The organism is Candidatus Thiothrix sulfatifontis, assembly GCA_022828425.1.
Taxonomy (GTDB): Bacteria; Pseudomonadota; Gammaproteobacteria; order Thiotrichales; family Thiotrichaceae; genus Thiothrix; species Thiothrix sulfatifontis.
On record CP094685.1, the window covers coordinates 1,427,279 to 1,448,643 of the forward strand.

At 50.6% G+C, this 21,365-nt stretch carries 23 protein-coding genes; 10 read left to right on the forward strand and 13 right to left on the reverse strand.

Annotated elements, in window-relative coordinates:
• Positions 1–9 precede the first annotated feature (9 nt).
• Positions 10–606: a type III secretion inner membrane ring lipoprotein SctJ gene (gene sctJ / locus L3K52_07415; protein UOG93547.1), complete on the forward strand. Its 597-nt coding sequence runs from the start codon at positions 10–12 to the stop codon at positions 604–606.
• On the opposite strand, the gene L3K52_07420 is transcribed toward sctJ, so the two are convergent.
• The 4 genes from L3K52_07420 to L3K52_07435 are packed head-to-tail and all read right to left on the reverse strand — an operon-like array spanning position 603 to position 3,770.
• Positions 603–1,514, reverse strand: coding sequence for a lipid A biosynthesis acyltransferase (locus L3K52_07420; protein ID UOG93548.1), 912 nt, complete (start codon positions 1,512–1,514; stop codon positions 603–605). The genes sctJ and L3K52_07420 overlap by 4 nt on opposite strands.
• Positions 1,511–2,251, reverse strand: coding sequence for a molybdopterin-binding protein (locus tag L3K52_07425; GenBank protein UOG93549.1), 741 nt, complete (start codon positions 2,249–2,251; stop codon positions 1,511–1,513). The genes L3K52_07420 and L3K52_07425 overlap by 4 nt, the downstream gene beginning before the upstream one ends.
• Positions 2,248–3,360: a ferrochelatase gene (gene hemH / locus L3K52_07430; protein UOG93550.1), complete on the reverse strand. Its 1,113-nt coding sequence runs from the start codon at positions 3,358–3,360 to the stop codon at positions 2,248–2,250. The genes L3K52_07425 and hemH overlap by 4 nt, the downstream gene beginning before the upstream one ends.
• Positions 3,357–3,770: a phosphate-starvation-inducible PsiE family protein gene (locus L3K52_07435; protein ID UOG93551.1), complete on the reverse strand. Its 414-nt coding sequence runs from the start codon at positions 3,768–3,770 to the stop codon at positions 3,357–3,359. The genes hemH and L3K52_07435 overlap by 4 nt, the downstream gene beginning before the upstream one ends.
• Positions 3,771–3,820: 50 nt before the next feature.
• Between L3K52_07435 and L3K52_07440 the strand changes: the two genes are divergently transcribed.
• Together L3K52_07440 and murI are read left to right on the forward strand one after the other, a co-directional pair.
• On the forward strand, positions 3,821–4,615 hold the full coding sequence (locus L3K52_07440) for an inositol monophosphatase family protein (GenBank protein UOG93552.1): 795 nt from the start codon (positions 3,821–3,823) through the stop codon (positions 4,613–4,615).
• Complete coding sequence (gene murI / locus L3K52_07445) at positions 4,585–5,424, forward strand: glutamate racemase (protein ID UOG93553.1); 840 nt, start codon at positions 4,585–4,587, stop codon at positions 5,422–5,424. Before L3K52_07440 ends, murI begins: the two co-directional genes overlap by 31 nt.
• 6 nt (positions 5,425–5,430) lie before the next feature.
• Here murI and L3K52_07450 read toward each other — a convergent pair whose 3' ends face one another.
• Positions 5,431–5,922, reverse strand: coding sequence for a peptidylprolyl isomerase (locus tag L3K52_07450; protein ID UOG93554.1), 492 nt, complete (start codon positions 5,920–5,922; stop codon positions 5,431–5,433).
• Positions 5,889–6,842 carry an LpxL/LpxP family Kdo(2)-lipid IV(A) lauroyl/palmitoleoyl acyltransferase gene (gene lpxL / locus L3K52_07455; GenBank protein UOG93555.1) on the reverse strand — a complete coding sequence of 318 codons (954 nt, stop codon included), beginning with the start codon at positions 6,840–6,842 and terminating at the stop codon, positions 5,889–5,891. Before lpxL ends, L3K52_07450 begins: the two co-directional genes overlap by 34 nt.
• 79 nt (positions 6,843–6,921) lie before the next feature.
• On the opposite strand from lpxL, the gene hldE reads away from it, so the two are divergent.
• Positions 6,922–8,358: a bifunctional D-glycero-beta-D-manno-heptose-7-phosphate kinase/D-glycero-beta-D-manno-heptose 1-phosphate adenylyltransferase HldE gene (hldE, locus tag L3K52_07460; GenBank protein UOG93556.1), complete on the forward strand. Its 1,437-nt coding sequence runs from the start codon at positions 6,922–6,924 to the stop codon at positions 8,356–8,358.
• A complete protein-coding gene (locus L3K52_07465) occupies positions 8,358–9,593 on the forward strand; it encodes an FAD-dependent oxidoreductase (GenBank protein UOG93557.1) in 1,236 nt (411 codons plus the stop codon). Before hldE ends, L3K52_07465 begins: the two co-directional genes overlap by 1 nt.
• Here the strand turns inward: L3K52_07465 and L3K52_07470 are convergent.
• Positions 9,579–10,700, reverse strand: a complete 1,122-nt coding sequence (locus tag L3K52_07470) for a trypsin-like peptidase domain-containing protein (protein UOG93558.1) — start codon at positions 10,698–10,700, stop codon at positions 9,579–9,581. The genes L3K52_07465 and L3K52_07470 overlap by 15 nt on opposite strands.
• 4 nt (positions 10,701–10,704) lie before the next feature.
• On the reverse strand, positions 10,705–11,643 hold the full coding sequence (locus L3K52_07475; protein UOG93559.1) for an esterase-like activity of phytase family protein: 939 nt from the start codon (positions 11,641–11,643) through the stop codon (positions 10,705–10,707).
• Between the two features lie 211 nt (positions 11,644–11,854).
• Between L3K52_07475 and L3K52_07480 the strand changes: the two genes are divergently transcribed.
• Positions 11,855–12,118 (forward strand): GlsB/YeaQ/YmgE family stress response membrane protein, encoded by a 264-nt coding sequence (locus tag L3K52_07480; GenBank protein UOG93560.1) that lies wholly within the window; start codon positions 11,855–11,857, stop codon positions 12,116–12,118.
• Positions 12,119–12,187: 69 nt separating this feature from the next.
• Positions 12,188–13,111, forward strand: a complete 924-nt coding sequence (locus L3K52_07485; GenBank protein ID UOG93561.1) for a restriction endonuclease — start codon at positions 12,188–12,190, stop codon at positions 13,109–13,111.
• A gap of 34 nt (positions 13,112–13,145) precedes the next feature.
• Here the strand turns inward: L3K52_07485 and clpB are convergent, their stop codons facing one another.
• Positions 13,146–15,755, reverse strand: coding sequence for an ATP-dependent chaperone ClpB (gene clpB, locus L3K52_07490; protein UOG93562.1), 2,610 nt, complete (start codon positions 15,753–15,755; stop codon positions 13,146–13,148).
• A 282-nt stretch (positions 15,756–16,037) separates the two neighbouring features.
• Here clpB and L3K52_07495 point away from each other — a divergent pair, with 282 nt between their 5' ends.
• Entirely contained in the window at positions 16,038–16,952 is a 915-nt protein-coding gene (locus L3K52_07495; GenBank protein ID UOG93563.1) for a hypothetical protein, read from the forward strand.
• A 104-nt stretch (positions 16,953–17,056) separates the two neighbouring features.
• On the opposite strand, the gene L3K52_07500 is transcribed toward L3K52_07495, so the two are convergent.
• Complete coding sequence (locus L3K52_07500) at positions 17,057–17,410, reverse strand: GNAT family N-acetyltransferase (GenBank protein ID UOG93564.1); 354 nt, start codon at positions 17,408–17,410, stop codon at positions 17,057–17,059.
• A gap of 77 nt (positions 17,411–17,487) precedes the next feature.
• Here L3K52_07500 and L3K52_07505 point away from each other — a divergent pair, with 77 nt between their 5' ends.
• Positions 17,488–19,167 carry an SWIM zinc finger family protein gene (locus tag L3K52_07505; GenBank protein ID UOG93565.1) on the forward strand — a complete coding sequence of 560 codons (1,680 nt, stop codon included), beginning with the start codon at positions 17,488–17,490 and terminating at the stop codon, positions 19,165–19,167.
• 60 nt (positions 19,168–19,227) lie between these two features.
• A complete protein-coding gene (locus L3K52_07510) occupies positions 19,228–19,800 on the forward strand; it encodes a Uma2 family endonuclease (protein UOG93566.1) in 573 nt (190 codons plus the stop codon).
• A gap of 134 nt (positions 19,801–19,934) precedes the next feature.
• On the opposite strand, the gene L3K52_07515 is transcribed toward L3K52_07510, so the two are convergent.
• The 3 genes from L3K52_07515 to L3K52_07525 are packed head-to-tail and all read right to left on the reverse strand — an operon-like array spanning position 19,935 to position 21,305.
• Complete coding sequence (locus L3K52_07515) at positions 19,935–20,213, reverse strand: hypothetical protein (GenBank protein UOG93567.1); 279 nt, start codon at positions 20,211–20,213, stop codon at positions 19,935–19,937.
• 8 nt (positions 20,214–20,221) lie between these two features.
• Positions 20,222–21,001, reverse strand: coding sequence for a hypothetical protein (locus tag L3K52_07520; GenBank protein ID UOG93568.1), 780 nt, complete (start codon positions 20,999–21,001; stop codon positions 20,222–20,224).
• A gap of 34 nt (positions 21,002–21,035) precedes the next feature.
• On the reverse strand, positions 21,036–21,305 hold the full coding sequence (locus L3K52_07525) for a hypothetical protein (GenBank protein ID UOG93569.1): 270 nt from the start codon (positions 21,303–21,305) through the stop codon (positions 21,036–21,038).
• Positions 21,306–21,365 lie beyond the last annotated feature (60 nt).

The window sequence follows — 21,365 nt, forward strand, 5'->3', positions numbered from 1 at the left end:
GTGAATAACATGATAACTAAAAAAATCAAAGTTTTTATCGCATCAATTACTTTGTTGTTACTTACTGGTTGCAAAACAGAGTTATATAGCAACTTGATCGAGAGTGACGTCAACTCTATGCTCTCAATTCTGTTAAACAACAAGGTGACGGCAGAAAAAACTTTTGATAAGAAAGCAGGTACTTATTTTCTGCATGTGGAAGAATCACAAATTCCCCAAGCAGTACAGCTTCTTAAACAGCACGGCTATCCCAAGGAAAAAATTGCGACAGTCGGCGAATTATTCAAAAAAGAAGGGTTGATTTCATCTCCACTGGAAGAACGTACCCGTTTCATTTTCGCCTTATCGCAAAGTGTGCAAGAAACCCTATCGCAAATTGACGGCGTGTTAGTCGCACGGGTACACGTGGTATTGCCTGAAAACAATCCGCTTGATAAAGAAATCAAGCCATCCTCCGCTTCGGTCTTCATCAAATACAATCCTGCTTACCGTTTGGAAGACATGAAATCAGACATTAAGTTGATCGTTGAGAAAAGTATTGAGGGTCTGACTTACGATAAAGTATCGGTGGTGATGGTTCCGGCACAGTTTTCGGCGACGAATTAGTAGCTTGGCGGTTCGTCTGCTGGGCGAGTGCGGAACAATTTGAGTACCCACATGTATTGCTCAGGGTGTTCTGTGATCAGTGTTTGTAGCCCTGTGTTCAGGATTTCGGCATTCTGAGCTTCATCTTTACCGGGAAAATCGGCTAAGGCACTGCCAATGACAATCTCATAACCGCCATGTGTTGGATTAAAGAATGCCATGATCGGCAGGGCAACCGCCTTGCCCAATTTCGTCAGCCGTGCCGGTGTGGTGAGCGTGGCTTTGGGTACACCAAAAAACGGCGCGAACACCGAATGTTTGCTGCCATGATCTTCATCCGGCAAAAAGAACATGAAGCGTCCCGGTTCCAGCGCTTTCACCAGTTTCATCATGCCTTCTTCACGCGCCACCACGAATTCCACATCTTGCAGACGACTGCGTGCAATCAGCCAATTGATCACAGGATTGCGGAACGGTTTGTACGAGCCATAGGCGCGGTAATATTGCCCGATAGCAACCGGCGCGAATTCTAACCATACCGAATGCCCCAACATGAGGATGACATTCTGTCCGGCAGCAATGGCTTGCTCCACATGTTCACGCCCGCTAATGCGGGTACGTTGGTAAACGTGGCGGCGAGCGCGAAAAAACAAGATGCTGTAATCCAGCATGGCGCTGGCATATTCTTGTAAATGGCTTTGCGCCATGTGCTCATGTTCGGTGTCACTCAGTGCGGGGAAACATAAGCGCAAATTGCTCAATACGACTGCGCGGCGTTTGCGATTGTGGCGGTAAATCCAATTGCCTAAGTGTTTGCCAAGCCAGCGGCGTGCTTGCCAAGGCAGCCAAGCGATTCCGGCGAATACTCCGACACCCGCCCAAGTGAGCCAGTGTTGCGGGGCAAGCAAAGCGCGGGTGAATGTGGTCACACTTGTGGTGTGCAATCGACGTTCTCGGCCTGCATTCGTGCCGCAAACCACGCAGCGGCGGGGGCTACGTCAGCGGCGCGGCCCTTGATACCAAAGTCGATTTTGCGGCGTTCAACTGTGCTCGGCAGGCTGGAAATGCGCACGGCGGGAAAGGTTCTGAGCAGTTCTTCCATCATCGGAATCAGCTCGCTTTCTTGCACCGCTTGCAATGTCCAACGTTGTTCAATCGGTGGGGTTGTGTCGAAATACTGTGCGTAATACGTGTCCAGCGCCCATTCGACCATCGGCCATGCCATATTAGGGAAACCGGGGACAAAGTGGTGATGTTGCAATTTGAAACCCGGAATTTGGTTAATGGGGTTGGGAATCAAACTGGCACCGTCGGGCAGTTCACTCATGCGAATGCGATTAGGGTAAGCCTCTGTACCGAAGCGCCCTTCGATCAAGGCAACTGCTTGTGGGTGGCGCCAGAGTTTGACACCTGCCGCCGCCGCCGCTGCTTGGCGGGTCAAATCATCAGGGGTTGCGCCGATGCCACCGAAACTGAATACAATTTCTTCACTTTGCAAGGTTTCGCGCAAGGTTTGCAGCAATAAATCCCAATCGTCGCCGATCATGCGCACCCACGCCAGCGCCAAGCCGCGTGCTTTGAGGAAACTCATGACTTGTGGCAGGTGTTTGTCTTGGCGCAAACCGCTGAGCAATTCGTCGCCGATGAGGATTAGCCCAACTTTCATTTTTTTGCCCCTTTGTCGATCGCGTGTTGCAAGGTTTGCTCGGCTTGTTTTTGTTGTCCTGCTGCTGACCAGTTGGGTGAGGTTTCTGCCCAGCCGACGGTATGTTGCTGAATAATGTCGGCAAGTGCTTTAATGTGATCAGGGTTGGCGTTTAGCGCGGGGATGTAGTGGTAGCTTTCCCCGCCCGCATGTTCAAAATACTCGCGGTTTTCTTCGCGAATTTCTTCCAGTGTTTCAAGGCAGTCGGCGGCAAAACCGGGGCAAATCACGTCAACGTGTTTGATGCCTTCAGCGGGCAGGGCTTGCATGGTTTTGTCGGTGTAAGGTTGCAGCCATTCCGCTTTGCCGAAGCGCGATTGGAAGGTGACGCGCCATTCGTTGGGGCGCAGGTTGAGTTCTGCCGCTAATAACCGCGCGGTTTTGTGGCATTCGCAGTGGTAGGGATCGCCGAGCATGAGGTTGCGCTTGGGAATGCCGTGGAAAGACATGAGCAGCAGTTGTCCGCGCGGGTGTTTTTCCCAGTGGGTCAACACGCTGTTGGCAAGTGCTTTGATGTAGCCGGGGTGATCGTGGTAGTGATTCACCAGGCGCAGTTCGGGCATCCAGCGCCAGCGCTTGAGTTCGTCGAATACTTTGTCGAAGGTAGTGGCGTTGGTCGCAGCGCAATATTGGGGGTAAAGCGGCAACACGAGTATACGCCGCGCTCCGGCTTCCTTGAGCTTTAGCAAGGTGGCGGGGATGGAGGGGTTGCCGTAGCGCATCGCTAGCGCAATTTTCACCGGGCCGTTGAAGCGGATTTCCATTTCTTTTTGCAGCGCTTTTTGTTGTTGCAGGGAAATGCTCATCAGCGGTGAGCCGTCTTCTGTCCACACGGTTTTGTATTTTTCGGCACTTTTGGCAGGGCGCGTGTTGAGGATAATGCCGTGCAGGATGATATTCCAGATAATGCGTGGAATTTCCACGACGCGCGGGTCAGAGAGAAATTCTTTCAAATAGCGTCGCAAGCCAGTCGCGTCAGGGCTGTCGGGCGTGCCTAGATTGGTTATTAAAATGCCAGTGCATTCTGATTTGCCGTGGAAATAATCCTGTTCATTGATAAAGCGGCTCATGGGTGGGGAGTTCCTCTGCGGTTCTTTTCATAAGGGTATTTCACATGACCAAAGCGTACAATGAGTACAGCCAGTGAAATCAGTAGGATAGAGCTGGAAATCGCTAACATCTGCCATTCATTCATGGCTTTCATGTCAAGAATGAGGTAACGGGCGAGTGCCACCATGCCGATGTAGAGTGGCATTCGTACCGGCACTTCCCCGGATTGGATGTAAACCACCACCATGGTAATGATTTCTAAATAAATAAACAGCAGCAGTAGGTCGGCAATCTGGACTTTGAGATGGATGAAAATATTGTAAATCTCTTGCCCCACAGCAATGACGGTGGCGACGGTGATGACACCGAGCAATAAGTATTCAAGCCCGTGCAACAATTTCTGGCTGGCAGAAATGTTCGGTTTGTCCATGTGTGGGTATCCTTGTATTGTTAGCGTTTTGGTAACGCTGGGTAGGTTAAATGATGCAGCCTGATTTGCAAGTATTGATGCGGGAAATACGTCAAATTGCACGCGCCGAAATTCTACCGCGTTTCGAGCACATTGGCTTTGCGGTAAAACAAGACGGCAGTTTGCTGACCGAGGCGGATTTGGCGACAAATCAGCGCATTGCGGCGTTTTTGCTGCAAGAGTGGCCTGAAATTGCGTTTCTGAGTGAGGAGATGGAGCGCGAGGAACAAGAACGTTTATTGCGCGAAGCCGATGCGCTGTGGTGTTTGGATCCCTTGGATGGTACGAGCAATTTTGCGGCGGGTATCCCGTTGTTTGCGGTGTCGTTGGCGTTGTTTCAGCGCGGTGAAGTGGTACTGGCGCTGACTTACGACCCGGTGCGTGATGAAATGTTTACCGCACAGCGGGGGCGGGGAGCCTGGTTGAATGGTCAGCCTTTGCGTTGTCAGCCCAGTGAGTTTCAGTTGCGCAATGCGGTGGCAATTGTGGATTTCAAACGCTTAGCGCCTGCCTTGAAGCAAGCATTGATGACGAATCCGCCCTACGGTTCGCAGCGTAATTTGGGCAGTTGCGTGCTGGAATGGGCGTGGATGGCGGCGAATCGGGGCAATTTGTATTTGCACGGTGGCATGAAGTTGTGGGATTTGGCGGCAGGGTCGCTGATTTTGGCGGAAGCGGGGGGCTATGCCGCGACTTTGCAGGGTGAGCCGGTGTTTGTGGCAGCGTTAGCGCCGCGTTCGGTGGTGATCTCCCCGGATCCGGTGTTGTTTGCGGCGTGGTTGGGTTATTTGCAGGCGCAACAGTGAACGCGGCACGGCACACACAACCCATTGGGGTATTCGATTCGGGTTTGGGGGGCATTTCGGTCTTGCGTGAAATTCACCGCTTGTTGCCTGCGGAACACCTGATTTACGTGGCGGATTCGGCTCATGCGCCTTACGGGGCAAAAACCTCGGATTATATTCGGGCACGTAGCAAGCGGGTGGCGGATTTCTTGTTGGAACAGGACGTTAAAGTGTTGGTGGTGGCGTGTAATACCGCGACGGTTCATGCAGTGGCGTATTTGCGCGAAACCTTGCCGATTCCGGTGGTGGGGATTGAGCCTGCTGTGAAACCTGCTGCTCGCTTGACGCAAACAGGGGTGATTGGGGTGTTAGCCACGCAACAAACGGTGAATAGCCCGCGTTTGCAGCAGTTGATTCGCGATCATGCAGCGGGAGTGCAGGTGATGACGCAAGCTTGCCCCGGTTTGGTGGAGCATGTGGAGGCGGGGGATTTTAGTAGCACGGCGGTACGTCAATTGCTTAAAGCTTATACCTTGCCTTTGCTGGATGCGGGGGTGGATACTTTGGTGCTGGGGTGTACGCACTACCCGTTTTTGGCAGAGGCGCTTGCGGATGTGACGCACGGCCGAATGACTATTTTGGAAACCAGTACGCCGGTGACTCACCAGTTGATGCGGGTGTTGGAACAAGAGAATTTGCGCCGCCCGCAAACAGGGCAGGGCAGCGTGCAATTTTTTTCCAGTAAAGCCGATCAGCAACATGCGAACAGCATCCAAACCTTGTGGCAACACCGGGTTGCGGTGGGGTTGCTGCCGGATGCTTATCGCTGAACAGGCTTAGTGGTGGTGATGACCACCTTCACCGTGGGCGTGACCGTGGGCAACTTCTTCTTCAGACGCGGCACGGACATCCAGAATCGTAACCTCAAACGTCAGGGCTACGCCTGCGAGTGGGTGATTCGCGTCAATGGTAACGCTGTTGTCATCGACGGCGGCGATGCGAATGGTTTGATTGCCAGCACCCGTTTGGGCGTGAAATTCGGCACCGGCAACGATTTGTTCAGCCGGAACGCCTTCAAACATGCTGCGCGGGACTTGTTGGGTCATGCGTTCGTCGTATTCGCCGTAGGCTTCGGCGGGTGGCACAGTGACAGTCAGGCTGTCGTTGGCTTGTTTGCCGACTAACTGTTTTTCCAGCCCCGGAATAATATTGTCAGCACCGTGCAGGTAGGCGAATGGTTGGTCAGCATCCGCTTGATCGAGCACTTGGCCTTGATCGTCAGTCAGGGTGTAGGTCATGGTGACCACGGTGTGTTGTGCGATTTGCATCGGTTTTCCTTAGAGTAGAGAGAATATCGGTTGCCGCCGGTTGGGTCGTCCTTGTAGCGGCGGTGTGTCCATAAATATTGGGCGGGGAACTCGCGTACCTGTTGCTCAATGCGTTGATTTATCCGTGTTGTGTCGTCAAGTATGGCTTGGCTGGGAAAATTTTCAAGTGCAGGCAGGAAACGTAGCCGATAGCCGGTAGCGGTTCGCAGCGTAAAGAACGGTACAACCTGTGCTTTGCCTAATGTGGCAAGGCGGCTGGTAGCGGTGTTGGTGGCGGCTGCTACCCCAAAAAACGGGGCAAACACGGCATTTTTGTGCCCGAAATTTTGGTCTTGCGCGTACCAGACCACCTGGCCTTGTTGCAGGCTGCGGATCATGTCGCGGATATTGTCACGTGAAATGGCTTTGCCGTAACGTTTGGAACGCAGGCGAGCCACGCGCCATTCGATCAGCGGATTTTGGTGCGGGCGGTAGATGACGTGTAAGGGGGCGTACTGTGCGAGAATGCGTCCGCCGAGTTCGAGGCTGGTGAAATGGGCGCTGAGTAACACCACGCCACCGTGTTGCATGGCGGTTTGCAGGTGTTCCAGCCCTTCGATCTGGGTTTGCTGGGCAAGTTTGGTATCATCCCCCCACCAACTGAGTGCCGTTTCCAATAAGCCGCGTCCTAATGAAATAAAGTGTTCGCGGTTGAGTTGGAAGCGTGTGGCTGGGGTGAGTTCGGGAAACGCAAGTTCCAGATTGATGCAGCAAATCTGGCGGCGTTTGGGTAGAGCGAAGAACATCAGCAAGCCGAGCTGCTTGCCTAGCCACATTTGCATTCCCCACGGTAATTGCACCACTAGCCACAAGCAACCCAGCCCTAGCCATGTGAGCCAGTAGCGCGGGTGTAAAAACTGTTTGCCTGAAATTCTTTCCACACGATGTCCAAGACCTGAATCAGCGCCTTATGGTAAACTTTCCAACTTGTTTTTTCTTGTTTTATGTAAAAAATTAACGATGAGCTTACAAATTCCTCCTTTTGAACGGGCGCGGGTATTGGTGGTCGGCGATGTGATGCTGGATCGCTATTGGTCGGGTCAAACCTCGCGCATTTCTCCCGAAGCCCCCGTGCCAGTGGTGCATGTCAAAGTCAATGAAGAGCGCCCCGGTGGTGCGGCAAACGTGGCGTTAAACATTGCCAGCCTTGGCGGGCAGGCGGTGTTGCTGGGCTATGTGGGCAATGACGAGGCGGGCAGGTCGCTGGCGAATACCTTGCAAGCGCGTGGGGTGCAAACCCATTTCGTGGCGTTGGATACTACGCCGACGATTACCAAGTTACGGGTGCTGAGTCGGCATCAGCAATTGATTCGCTTGGATTTTGAGGAGGGGTTTGCGGGGCAAGATCATGCGCAACTCTTCAGCCAATTCAGTGCGTTGTTGGCAGCGGCTGATGTGGTGGTGCTGTCCGATTACCGCAAAGGGACGCTGGAGCGGGCGCGGGAATTGATTGCGTTGGCGCAAGCAGCCGGTAAGCCGGTGGTGGTTGACCCGAAAGCGCAAGATTTTGCCACGTATCAGGGGGCAACGGTGATTACGCCGAATCTGGCAGAATTCCGTGAAGCCGTGGGCGAGTGGGCGGATGAGGCGGATTTGGTGCAACGTGGGCAGGCATTGCTGACGCGATGTGAACTGGGCAATCTGTTGCTCACTCGCAGTGAACAGGGCATGACGTTATTGCGCCATGAATGTGCGCCGTACAACTTGCCGACCCGTGCGCGTGAAGTGTTTGATGTGACCGGGGCAGGGGATACCGTGGTGGCGGTGTTGGCGGCGAGTATGGCGGCGGGGTTGCCGCTGGAACAGGCGATGGGGTTGGCAAATCTTGCAGCGGGAATTGTGGTTGGCAAGGTGGGGACGGCAACGGTGAGTGTTCCTGAATTGCACAAAGCCTTGCAGCAACACCATGCGCAGGTGAAAGGCGTGGTCAGTGAGGCGCAATTGCTGGCGGCGGTGCAAGAGGCGCGTATCCACGGCGAACGCATTGTGATGACCAACGGTTGTTTCGACATTTTGCACGTTGGGCATGTGACGTATTTGGAAGAGGCTCGCAAACTCGGCGACCGTTTGATTGTGGCGGTGAATACGGATGAATCGGTGCGAGCGCTGAAAGGCCCGACACGCCCGGTGAATACAATGGCAAACCGAATGCGGATGTTGGCGGCGTTGGCGTGTGTCGATTGGGTGGTGGATTTCAGCGAAGACACGCCCGAACGTTTGATTTGCACGCTCAAACCGGATTTGTTGGTGAAAGGCGGCGATAACGATCCGCAGAAAATCCCCGGCAATCGTTGCGTGTGGGATAACGGCGGCGACGTGGTGGTGCTGAGTTTTGTGGATGGGGTGTCGACGACTAGCACGATTGCACGGATTCAGGCGATGGAGAAAGAAGCGTAATGCAGGTTGATGTTCTGATCGTTGGTGGCGGCATTGCCGGGTTGTGGTTGCTGGCGGAATTGCGGGCGCAAGGCGTTAATGCGTTGTTAGCCACGGATGAATTGGGCAAGGGACAAACGATTGCATCGCAAGGCATTATTCACGGTGGCACAAAATACGCGCTGACGGGCAAAGTGACGGGCGCAACCTTGGCGATTGGCGATATGCCGCGCTTGTGGCGGGCTGCTCTCAATGGCGAAGGTGCGGTCGATTTGCGCAAGGTTAAGGTATTGGCGGAGTCGCAACTGTTGTGGACATCGGGCGGACTCGGCTCACGCATGACGGGCTTTTTTGCCAGCAAAGCGATGCAAAGCCGGATGGAGGCTGTGCCTCGCGACGCTTACCCCGACTTGTTTCGGCATTCTGAGTTTCACGGCGGTTTGTATCGGTTGGATGAGCCGGTGTTGGACGTGCCATCGTTGCTGGAAACGTTGCGCGAACAATTGGCGGATGCGTTGGTGCAGGTGGATGTGCAGCGTTCCGGTTTGCAACAGGTGGGGGATGCCTATTGCTACCGTGCGGTGTTGCCGGATGGTCGTGAGCGGTTGGTGGAGGCTGAGCAAATTATTTTAACGGCGGGGGCGGGGAATGAGGCGTTGTTGGCTTCGGCTACGCTCAGCCAGCGGGTAGTGCCGTTCCCTGAGCGTAGCCGAAGGGATCAGGGGCAGACTTCACCCGTTATGCAACGCCGCCCGTTGCAAATGGTGTTGGTGCGCGGCAATTTGCCGATGCTTTATGCTCATGCGCTGGGGATGAGTGACAAGCCTCGTGCTACGATTACGTCACATCGGGATAAACACGGCAATACGGTGTGGTATATCGGTGGGCAACCAGCAGAGCAGGGTGTGGGCAAGCCTGCTGCTGAAGTAATTGCCGCCACGCAGCATGAACTGGCGGAACTGTTACCGTGGGTCGATTTCACAGGTATGGAATGGTCAACTTGGCATGTTGACCGTGCGGAAGGTTGCCAGCCGGATGGTAGCCGCCCCGATCAGCCGATGGTGCAAGGCTTTGCGAATGTGACCGTGGCATGGCCTACCAAGTTGGCGTTTGCGCCGATGTTAGCAGCACGGTTGCGCAAGGAGCTGGGAGTAATGGCAGCAGCAGTGAATGCTTCTCCTGTATCCGACGCTGGTCAGTTGCCAACACCGCCGGTTGCGTCCAGCATTTGGGATGTTGAATCAACGGAACAATGAGAGTACCACTTCGACTTCCAGTGATTGGCGACCTTCACGCAATAAGCTGACTTTTACCTTGCTGTGGCGCGGATAGTTATCCAGAATTTTGTTTAATTCATTGATATTATTAACGGGTTGCCCGTCCAGCGCTTGGATGATGTCACCTAAAATCAAGTCATCTTGCGCGGTGAGTTGGGTTTCACGAATGCCTGCGAGTGCCGCCGGGGTGTTCGGCTGCACGCGCAGCGCTAATACCCCGTGGGTGTTTAATTTGGCGGTAATGCGTTCACTGATATTGTCATCCATCACTACCCCCAACACGGGGCGGGTGTAACGCCCGTCTTTCACTAAGCGCGGTACTACCCGATTCACCACATCCACGGGGATGGCAAAACCAATCCCCGCAGAAGCACCGGATGGGCTGTAAATGGCGACATTGACGCCAATCAAGCGCCCAGCACTGTCCAGCAAGGGGCCGCCGGAGTTGCCGGGGTTAATGGCGGCATCGGTTTGAATCAACCCATCCATGCTACCGCCTTCTTCTGCATCAATACTGCGGCGTAATGCCGAAATAATGCCCGATGTCAGGGTGTGGTCAAGGCCAAAAGGGTTGCCAATCGCTAACACATTCTGACCAACGCGCAAGTCACTGCTGCTGCCAATTTGTACCGGCGGTGGGGCATCCGCCATATCGCGCAAACGCAAGACGGCTAAATCGTGTTCGGGGCTGGCACCAACCACATCGGCTTCAAAGACACGTTGATCGGCAAACCGAATCTTAGCGGTGTCATGGCCTTCGACTACGTGGTAATTGGTGACAATATGCCCAGCGTTATCCCAGACGAAGCCGGTTCCCGTGCCTTGCGGAATTTCACGAATATTGCGATTCCACAGGTTTAATACCCGCTCGACGGTAGTGATGTACACCACGGAAGGGCTGTTACGCTCGAAAACGGCAATCGTGGCTTGCTCATCCGCTGCCAAATTACCCCGTGCGGTAATTGCACGCGGCTGATTTCCCGACGTGGCTTGCAACCACGAAACCCAGACCGGCTGCGCCACCCACAGCAATAGCACTGCCAGCAACACCCACAAAAACAACGCCAGTGAACGGTTTCCACTCATGTGCTTACTTCCCTAAGTCAAGGGTAAAGAGGGTTAGCGTAGTGGGCAAGAAATCTTCATTGCCATCATCGCCGACCATTAAATACTGATTGCCTTGAATATGGGTCAGCCCTTCGTAATTATCAACCAGCAAATGACTCGATAACACCTGCAAATCTTGCAACGTACACGCCTGATCTTGCGCACATTGTTGGAAATCCAAATAGCGCAAGCTCACCACGAGTGGGTTGAACAGCCCTGACCATGCCCGTTCCATGACCAATAAATTGCCATCTGGCAAAGCTTCCAGCGCACTGATGCCGCTATTTTTGGCAGGGTATGCCGTAAACGACCAGTGCTGCCCTTTGGTGGAATACAGAGTGTGCAAAGTGCGCGGTTCACCTTTGAGCGGCATTTCGGGGGCAGTCATGAAGCCGTAACGGGGGTGAAATGTGACGGATTCCAACGAATCATTACCGTGTTGATAAGCGTGTTTATTGTCTAATACCGCCGGTAAGCTAATGTTTTTGATGGCTTTGCCTTGTGGCGTAAACCGAATGAGGCGTGGAATGCCTTCAAATGCAATCACCAGTTGCGAGTCGCCAGCTTTGCCGTTATTGGCATTCAGCAAGGTTAATCCTTCGGAATCACGGCGACCTTTTTTGATACGCTCACCCTCTTTATCCATCAGGTTGGCGGCATATACAGCTTCAACCGCTTTTAGGCGATTGCCTCGGATGTCGAGTGTGAAGTGAAAAATCGCGCCTTTGTCGGAAATGGCGTAGAGCAATTGCTCATCCTGATCCCACGCTAGACCGGATAGCTCGCTGATTTTGACACCATTGACCGTATGCGGGGGAAGCACCAGACTGTTTTGCACTTCCAATACGGGGGCGGCGATGACACTGGCAGCGGCGAATGTTGCCCACGCTAACAGCCCTGTAACTAATCCAACACGTTTCAAACCGGCTCCTATTCCTTGGCAGGCAAATGCAATGTAGGTCGCATCTTAATGGGTGGACTTTGTGCTGTAAACCTGTCGTTGATCTTGCGAATACTACCGCTAATAGTGCTAATAAATACAATCAGATAACGGTTTTTTAAATTAACACCTATACTGTTTTACGGCAGTTGCCAAAAAATAAATTTACCACGGTTTAAAAAGGAGTGTACTGATGAGTGCGGAAATTACTCAAATTCTAATTATGTTGGGCATTGGTGCGGTCGCAGGCTGGTTAGCAGGCGTCATTATGAAAGGTGCAGGTTTTGGTTTGATTGGCAATATCATTGTCGGGATTGTCGGCTCGGTAATTGGTACGTTTGTTGGCGGTTTATTATCAATTAATCTTGGCGTTGATCCATTGTTAGGAACCTTTATTTGGGCAGTGATTGGCGCAGTTATTCTGTTGTTCATTATCGGCTTGGTGAAACGCGCATAGCCTTTCCCGACACGTTTTGTCATACTCGAACGCCGCTTATTTCAAGCGGCGTTTTTGTTGGTGAATCCCATGCCGATACCCGATTACCAAACCTTGATGCGCCCTTTGTTGCAACTGGCAGCCGACGGGCAAGAACACAAATTACGCGATGTGACGCTCACCCTTGCCGAACAATTTCAACTGAGCGAAGCCGAACGCACCGCCATTTTGCCCAGTGGCACGCAATCGGTGTTTGGCAATCGCGTGGGGTGGGCGCGTTCCTACCTCAAGCAAGCGGGGGCGCTGTATTCGCCGCGCCGTGGTTGTTTCGTGATTACTCAGCGTGGGCAGCAATTGCTGGCGGCTAATCCGCACAGCATCCGCATTGCTACGCTGGCAGCCTTTCCCGAATTCCAAGAGTTTAAAAACCGCCGTCACGCCACCAAAGCCGAAAGTGGACAAATGCTGGATATGAATTCGGACATCATTTTCGACGATACCCCGGAAGACATCCTCGCCTCCGCGCACCGTTTGTTATGCCGCAACCTTGAGCAGGAGGTGCTGGAAACCGTTAAAGAAGCCTCGCCAACCTTCTTTGAAAAACTGGTGGTCGATTTGCTGATCAAAATGGGCTACGGCGGCAACCGTCAGGATGCAGGTCGCGCCATCGGCAAAAGCGGCGACGGCGGCATTGACGGCATCATCAACGAAGACCGTTTGGGCGTGGATGTGCTGTACATGCAGGCGAAACGTTGGGAAGCGACAGTGGGTCGCCCTGAAATCCAGAAATTTGCGGGCGCGTTGCAGGGGCAGCGGGCGAAGAAAGGGATTTTCATGACAACCTCTAACTTTTCCCGTGAGGCTAAGGAATATGCCCGCTCGATTGATTCACGCATTATCCTGATTGACGGGGAAAAGTTCGCGGCATTGATGGTGGAATACAATGTGGGTGTCTCGGTGGTTGAACATTACGAGGTGAAGAAGGTGGATACGGATTATTTTGAGGGTGGGTGAAACTCATCACTTCACCCACCCTACGATTGCACTATTAGACTTCGGTAGCCTCGACCAACGCCGTAAACGTCAGCCGACCCTCATCCACATCAACCATAATCGTATCCCCCGGCATAAACTTGCCGCCGAGGATTTGCTGCGCCAGCGGATTTTCGACCTGCTGCTGAATTGCCCGCTTCAACGGGCGTGCGCCGTACACAGGATCAAATCCCGCATCAGCCAGCCATTCCATTGCAGGTAATGAGAAGTCGATAGCCATTCCCCGTGCTGTTAAACGTTTGCGCAAATATTCCAATTGAATATTGGCAATTTGCAAAATGCTCTCACGGTGCAAGGGGCGGAATACTACAATTTCATCAATGCGATTGATGAATTCGGGGCGCAGGCTGGCGTGAACAACCTCCATCACTGCTGATTTCATTTTTGCATAATTAGCATCTTCACTATCATCGTAGGTCAATTCATGGATGCGATGGCTACCGAGATTGGAAGTCATAATAATGACCGTATTGCGGAAGTCGACAGTACGCCCTTGACCATCTGTTAAACGCCCGTCATCCAACACTTGCAATAAAACATTGAAAACATCTGGATGCGCTTTTTCCAGCTCATCTAATAATACAACGGAGTAAGGTCGGCGGCGCACCGCTTCTGTTAAGTAGCCGCCTTCTTCGTAGCCAACGTAACCGGGAGGTGCACCGATTAGGCGGGCGACAGAATGCTTTTCCATGAATTCTGACATATCGATGCGAATTAAGGAGTCTTCACTGTCAAACAAAAATTTTGTTAATGCCTTAGTGAGTTCAGTTTTACCAACCCCTGTTGGTCCTAAAAATAGGAATGAACCAGTCGGTCGATTAGGGTCTGATAAACCAGCACGAGAACGACGCACAGCATTTGAAACAGCTTCCAATGCCTCTTCTTGTTCCACGACACGTTCACGCAGAGCGGATTCCATCTGCAACAGTTTATCCCGTTCAGACTCCAGCATTTTGGACACAGGGATTCCCGTCCAGCGTGATACTACATCGGCAATTTCATCTTCCGTAACTTTGTTTTTCAATAGCTTGGTTGGTTTAATTTCTCCCGATGAAATGCTTGCTAACTGTTTCTCTAATGTGGGGATTTTGCCGTGTTGCAGTTCTGCGAGATAATTTAAATTACCCGCACGATAAGCGACCTCCAATTCCTTACGCGCCTTTTCTAATTCATCTTTTATATGAGCCACACTCTGCACGTCGGCTTTTTCACTTTTCCAAATTTCTTCCAGATCAGCGGACTCTTTTTCTAAGCGGTCAACTTCAGCCTGCAAGTCGGTGAGGCGCTTTTTAGATGCCTCGTCGGTTTCTTTGATAAGCGCCGCGCGTTCGATCTTGAGTTGGATGAGGCGGCGATCAAGTTTATCGATCACCTCCGGTTTGGAGTCGATTTCAACGCGGATGCGCGACGCGGCTTCGTCGATCAGGTCGATGGCTTTGTCGGGCAACTGGCGGTCGGTGATGTAGCGGTGCGATAGCGTGGCGGCAGCGACCAGCGCGGGGTCGGTGATTTCCACACCGTGATGCACTTCGTATTTTTCCTGCAAGCCGCGCAGGATGGCGATGGTGTCTTCCACCGTCGGTTCATCGACCAGCACTTTCTGGAAGCGGCGTTCGAGCGCGGCATCCTTTTCGATGTATTGGCGGTATTCGTCGAGCGTGGTTGCGCCCAGGCAGTGCAATTCGCCGCGAGCAAGGGCGGGCTTGAGCATGTTGCCAGCGTCCATTGCGCCGTCGGCTTTGCCTGCGCCGACCATCGTGTGCAATTCGTCGATGAACAGGATGATATTGCCTTCGGCTTTGGCGATGTCGTTGAGCACGGCTTTGAGGCGTTCTTCAAAGTCGCCCCGGTATTTTGTGCCTGCGAGCAGTGCGCCGAGGTCGAGCGAGAGCAGGCGTTTGCCTTTCATGCCTTCGGACACTTCGCCGTTGACGATGCGTTGTGCCAAACCTTCGACCAGCGCGGTTTTGCCTACACCGGGTTCGCCAATGAGGACGGGGTTGTTTTTGGTGCGGCGTTGCAGGATTTGCACCATGCGGCGGATTTCTTCGTCACGTCCGATGATGGGGTCAATTTTGCCCTGTTCGGCGCGTTCGGTGAGGTCGATGGTGTATTTGTCGAGGGCTTGGCGTTGGTCTTCGGCGTTGGGGTCGTTGACGGTTTGCCCGCCGCGCATCCCTTCGATGGCTTTTTCTACCGCGCCTTTGGTCGCCCCCGTTTCACGCAGCAAGTTGCCGAGCGTGCCTTTGTCTTCCAGTCCGGCGAGGATGAAGAGTTCGGAGGAAATGTACTGGTCTTTGCGTTGCTGGGCGATTTTGTCGGTAACGTTCAGCAGTTTGCTGAGGTCGTTGGACACGTGGACGCTGCCTGCATCGCCACCGGACACGGAAGGCATCCGGTCGAGGGCTTCGCCCAGCTTGGAGCGCAATTGGTTGGCGTTGACATCGGCTTTGGTGAGCAAACCGCGTGTGGAACCGCCTTCCTGATCGAGCAGCGCGATCATTAAGTGGGCGGGTTCGATGAATTGGTGATCACGCCCTAACGCAAGCGATTGCGCGTCTTGCAGGGCGAGTTGGAACTTGCTGGTGAGTTTGTCCATTCTCATGTGGGCTACCTATTGATTTGGGTTGGACGCGAGTGCGTCGGATGGGACAAATCTGGGGTAGGAAGTGGGGGAATTCAAGGTGGGGTTGTGGATAAGTTTGATGTAGGTCAGGGTTTGCCGAGAAGTCCCCAGCTTCCTGCAATGGCAACCTGTTAAAGGTGTGATTCATTTACATATGACAAATAAAATATAAAATGATTGACTTGCATAAAAAATATTGACGCGCATAGCGCATAGCGCATAGCATGACGAGCATATTTTTATCACATCAGGGCTTCAACCATGCAACACAAACTTTATCCAACCCTTCTGTTGGCAACCACTCTTGCGGCTTGCGGCGGCGGGGGTGGCGGCAGCGCGAATGTTACCGCCAATGACACCAGCGCAGCCTACAGCGGTAAACGTGACTTAGCGCCACTTAACACTGGCAACCAGCAAATATTTGCCGATGCCATTGAGCTTTCCGTGTTGGATATTGGTTCTGGTATTGGAATGGCAGCTCGCCCAGACACACCAACCGATGCGAATCTTTCTCCCCTTGGGCAACGGCATAACGTGGTCAGCCGCGCTATGGATGAATACATGGCAGGGCGCAACTACCAAGCGCGTGCTTTCAATAGTAGTGTCGATTGCAGCAACGGTGGCTCAATCAGTGTTAGTGGTGATTTGAATGATCAGACGGGTCAAGGTGATCTGACATTAAATGCCAACCAGTGCCGTGAAGATGAAATCTTGCTGGCAGGCTCAGGAACTATCAAGGTCAATAAGGTTGACTTTAACCTGCAAAAAATCACTGACTATGCATTAACCAGCCGAATGAGCATCAGCTACGCAGGTCAAACTTACAGCGAAACCGGCGTGATGCAGGTCAATAGTGACCCGTATGCGGGGCGTGTCAATGTAGTTTCCAACATCAACCGTTCCGTAGCAGGGCAACAAATTCTAGATAACAATATCACCTTGGCGGCTGATAGCAGTGGCATCACCCTCGGTGGGCAGTTATGTGAAAGCAACCACGGTTGTGCCAACATCAGCACTCCTCTGAAAATTAGCCTAACTGGTAGTAGCGGTCAGGTTATATTGACAGGGGCAAGCAACAGTAAAATGCGTTTCCGTATAGAAGGTGGGCGCGAATGGCTAGACCTCGATACAAATGGTGACGGTCGTTACGAATCGACAACGCTACAAGAAGATTGAGGAAAATGAAAAATCGGGGCACGTCCCCGATTTTTCATTAGCGTTTTCTCTCATCCAGTTGTGCCCGCCAAAAATCCCGCTCCGCTTTCAGCACATCCAACCCATCAACTACTTTCATTGCAAATGTGGTAAGCACTGCCTAATGTCTCGACACCCAGCACAGACAATTGATTGACCGCAGTCGCAACCATACTGGTGGCAATTTTCTGACGTTGATAAGCAGGCACAACACACAACAAATCCAAGCACACCTCCCCCGCCTCGTCTGTCAGCAATAACGCCAACCCAATAATGCCGCCATCCTGAGCCAATGCCATCACAGAAGCCGGATGTGGTACACCACGCTTCCCTGCAAAATAACCGCTAATACTACGGGCGGCGAACTCCCGAATATGGCTCTCATTCCAGTCACAAAACTCAACCGTATCGTGAAAAGCGTCAAAGAAGGTTTCAGCCATTTCCGGCTGGCGGTTGGTGTTGCATAGGGCTGACTCCAAAAATCCAAGTAGGTATACTCTACTTCTTTTAGCCAAAAATGATGAATCTGGATAATTTCGAGCAACACATTAATGCCGTCATCATGCAGCGCGGCAGAGGCTACACGCAACGCGTCCATAATCTGGAAGAAACCGAACCCGAATTCTGGCAAGCTGAGGTGAACGGGACGCGCACCTACGACGTAGAAATCCAATTGGATGGCAAGGAAATCAGCGAGTGGTCATGCACCTGCCCTTATGATGGCGACATCTGCAAGCACGTCGCCGCCAGCTTGCTCAATATCCGCCAACAACTGCGGGTAAAACCAACTTCCCCAGCGCAACCAACCAAACGCCAACAACTCGATCAGTTACTGAACACGCTTAAACGGGAAGACTTAGCCACCTATATCCGCCAACTGCTGCACGATGATCGCAAACTGCTGGATAAATTCTTGCTGCGTTTCCAAACCGTTACCCCCACTACAGAAGCACCCAGCAAACAATACCAGCAATTGTTTGATAAAATCGCCCGTCAATATTCCAGCTATGATTATATCGACGAAGACGATGCCAGCGCGTTCGCGGATGAAGTGCAGGAACTGCTGGACACCTTATCAGCCTCTAACCTTGCTTCTGCTGCCAAAGTAGAAATCTGCTTCACCATTGCCCAAGGCATCGCAGGTATTGCAAACGACGTTGACGATTCCAACGGCGAACTCAACAGCCTGATGTACAGCATCAAGGATGAACTCGCCACCGCCTATCCACAACTTCCCACCTCTGAACAAGCCGCCTTGTTCAAACGCGTACTCGCCACCCAATTTGACTCCCGCTACAGCGAATACGGGCTAGAAGATACTTTTACCAAACTGCTGGAAGAATGGGCGCAACACAGTGAAACCGATCAGAACATTTATCTGCAAGCGTTAGACAAACACGTACAGTCCAGCCCCAATGATTGGCGACGCGATGCCTTGCTGCGTCAAAAAATGGCGTTACTCAAAACGTGGAACAGACTGGACGACATGGAAGCGTTTGCGACCACACACATGGAAATTCCTGACTTCCGCGACACCTTCGTACAGAAAGCTATCGACGCTAAAGACTACGACAAAGCCCGCAGCCTATTGCAAGACGGTATCCGCTTGGCAGAACAACAAAAAAATGCAGGGACAATAAGCCGTTGGCGCAAGCGTTTATTGGAAATCGCCTATTTGCAGGAAGATATACCCGCCATTCGCACCGAACTGGAACATTTGTATCAAACATCCCAGTATTCGCTGGAGCATTACCGCAAACTCAAAGCGACTTATCCAGCGGAAGAATGGGCAAGTGCACAGCAACGGCTGTATGGGATGATTCCTGTTCCACGCGGCTACGACTCCGCCAGAGCCATGCTATTGCAGGAAGAAAATGATATTCCCGCGCTCTATGAACTCATCAAACAGCCCTCGATCCCCGGTCAAAGCGCATCCCTTTTCAAACGCTACGCACCTTTGTTAGCGACAGCGTTTCCACACGAAGTTAAAGCAACTTACGCCAGCCAGATTTGTGATTATCTACGTGACAACACTGGGAGAGCGGTCTACGAGCGGGTCATTGACGAATTGAACGTGCTTGCCAAAATGCCCGATGGCGCAAACATGGCGCATAATTTGGTCAAGGATTTTTGTAACCGTTACAAATCACGCAAAGCGATGGTGGAGATGTTGATAGCAGCGTTTGGGAAAAGTTAGGAAGGTTCACGCCTTTAACTGACAAATGCTATGCTGTATTAAAAGACGGGAGTTATTGCCATGTCCACAGCACATCAGTTACAAAACCGCTACATCAGCGAACAAGATTATCTAGCAAGCGAAAAGTTAGCCAACGAGCGCCATGAGTACGTGGATGGTCAGATATACTTGATGGCAGGTGCAAGCAAACGGCATAACCGTATCGCAGGCAATTGCTACCGCGCATTTATGGACATCGGTGGTAGCAACTGTGAGGCTTTCATGGGTGATTTGAAAGTTCGCGCCCCGAAGCACAAAACCTATTACTACCCCGATGTTGTAGTGGGTTGTGAGGAAGATGATACCGACGATGATTATTATCTGGAAAAACCTTGCTTAATCATTGAAGTATCTTCGGACTCCACCATTCGTAAGGATTATTTGGAAAAAGCACTGGTTTACCAAACCATCCCCACATTGCAAGTCTACCTGATTATCGCGCAGGACAAGCCGCTGGTAGATATGCTCCTTCGTAATGCCGAAGGTGGCTGGGATTTACAACAGTTCGACAGGCTGGAGGATGAAATCAGCCTGCCGTGTTTGGACATCACCCTGAACCTGCAAACTGTTTATGCAGGTGTCAACGTCGGGTGAATATCATAAGTAACTAGGTTGAAGTTTTCGCGTATTCGTGCGGCGTAACCCATTGATTTACAATGATACGAATGCACGAAAACTTAGGCTCATGTACTTATGTTCAGGTGAACATACTCAAATAGGCTTTTAATTTATTTTTGATACATTCTTGCTGAAGCATTGGCATATTGAGCCAACTGATTCTTAAGTTGATTAGCTTCAGTCACCTCTTTTTCATACTTCACTTTATACTCCTCTACCAATGCCACCTCTTTTTCATACTTCATCTTATAATCCTCTGCCAATTTCATTGACTCTGCTGCCATTTCTTTGGCCATTTCTTTGGCCATTTCTTTAGCCTCACTCAAAACACAGCCTTTAAAACCAAAAAGTACCACCAAGCCAACAAAAATCCACATTATTATTTTCATGATAATCACTACCTCCTCGTTAAATGTTTTTCAGCGACCAGCAAACATGAGTTAAATATCAAAGAAATACCTATGAAAGGCACAAAAGAGATACTAAATAAGTATATGAATGCATATATATAAGCCCCATGCCCTGGTATGCTTTTAAAGGTCAACATGTTTAAGTCAATATAAAATGCTGTTCTTGCAATATGTTGGAAATAAATGCAATTATGAGTTACAGTGCTAATAACCTCTTCAACTAGTGCTGGATCGAATATTACATATGCTTTACCCTCCAACTTAATTACAAAGAATGCGACAGAAAGTAAAATACAATTTATTAAAATAGTAACCCACAACTTAACAATCTCTTTAGCTTCACTTGTTGCAGAATCAACTTTAAGAAGATTGAATACCAAATAATAAAAAAAAGCATCAATGACTATAACTAATCTTTCAGTTGTATCAGATAGATAGAAAAAAATCATAATACTTGAGGAAAAAATAATACTCAGGATAAATGAGAACAACCATTTCGTTATTCTGTGACTACATATATTAAAAGGAACAGTTCCTTGGTTAAAAACAGCCCTGCACATTATTGTGTTAATTTTTTCACGCAAGAACAAAATTTTCTTGAACAATACTACTGTTAGAATCAAAATATAAAAAATAGGAACAAAACAACCAAACTCATTAACTCTTATAATCAAAAGGAGCGATATTGAAAGCATCACAAAAATAATATAAATCAGAAATCGACTCTTGATTATATCAAAAACAAAATAAGGAAATGGTTTTTTCATGGAATTATCTCATGTATCTTAGTGTTTATATTTATTATTTTTTCAAAAAAGATTTAACATCTAATCCAGTATTAGAAATCGTTTTGACAATTGAATTGATATAAATATCAGTTCCTTTCAAAAGAAACTCTTTTTTCTCACCTTGTTCAATAGTAACAAGGCCGTACAATATCTTTATCTCTACATATAGTGGTGATGTTACAATCACTCTAAATTCATTTTTTTGGCCAATCAAATTTAATAAAGGAAGCCAAATCTTATCAATTAATGGAATTATCTGAAGTAAACTATTTACATTATTCATTATTTTCTTTCGAAATTTATTTTTATCGATAATACTAATTATATAGAAATTTTAAATAAT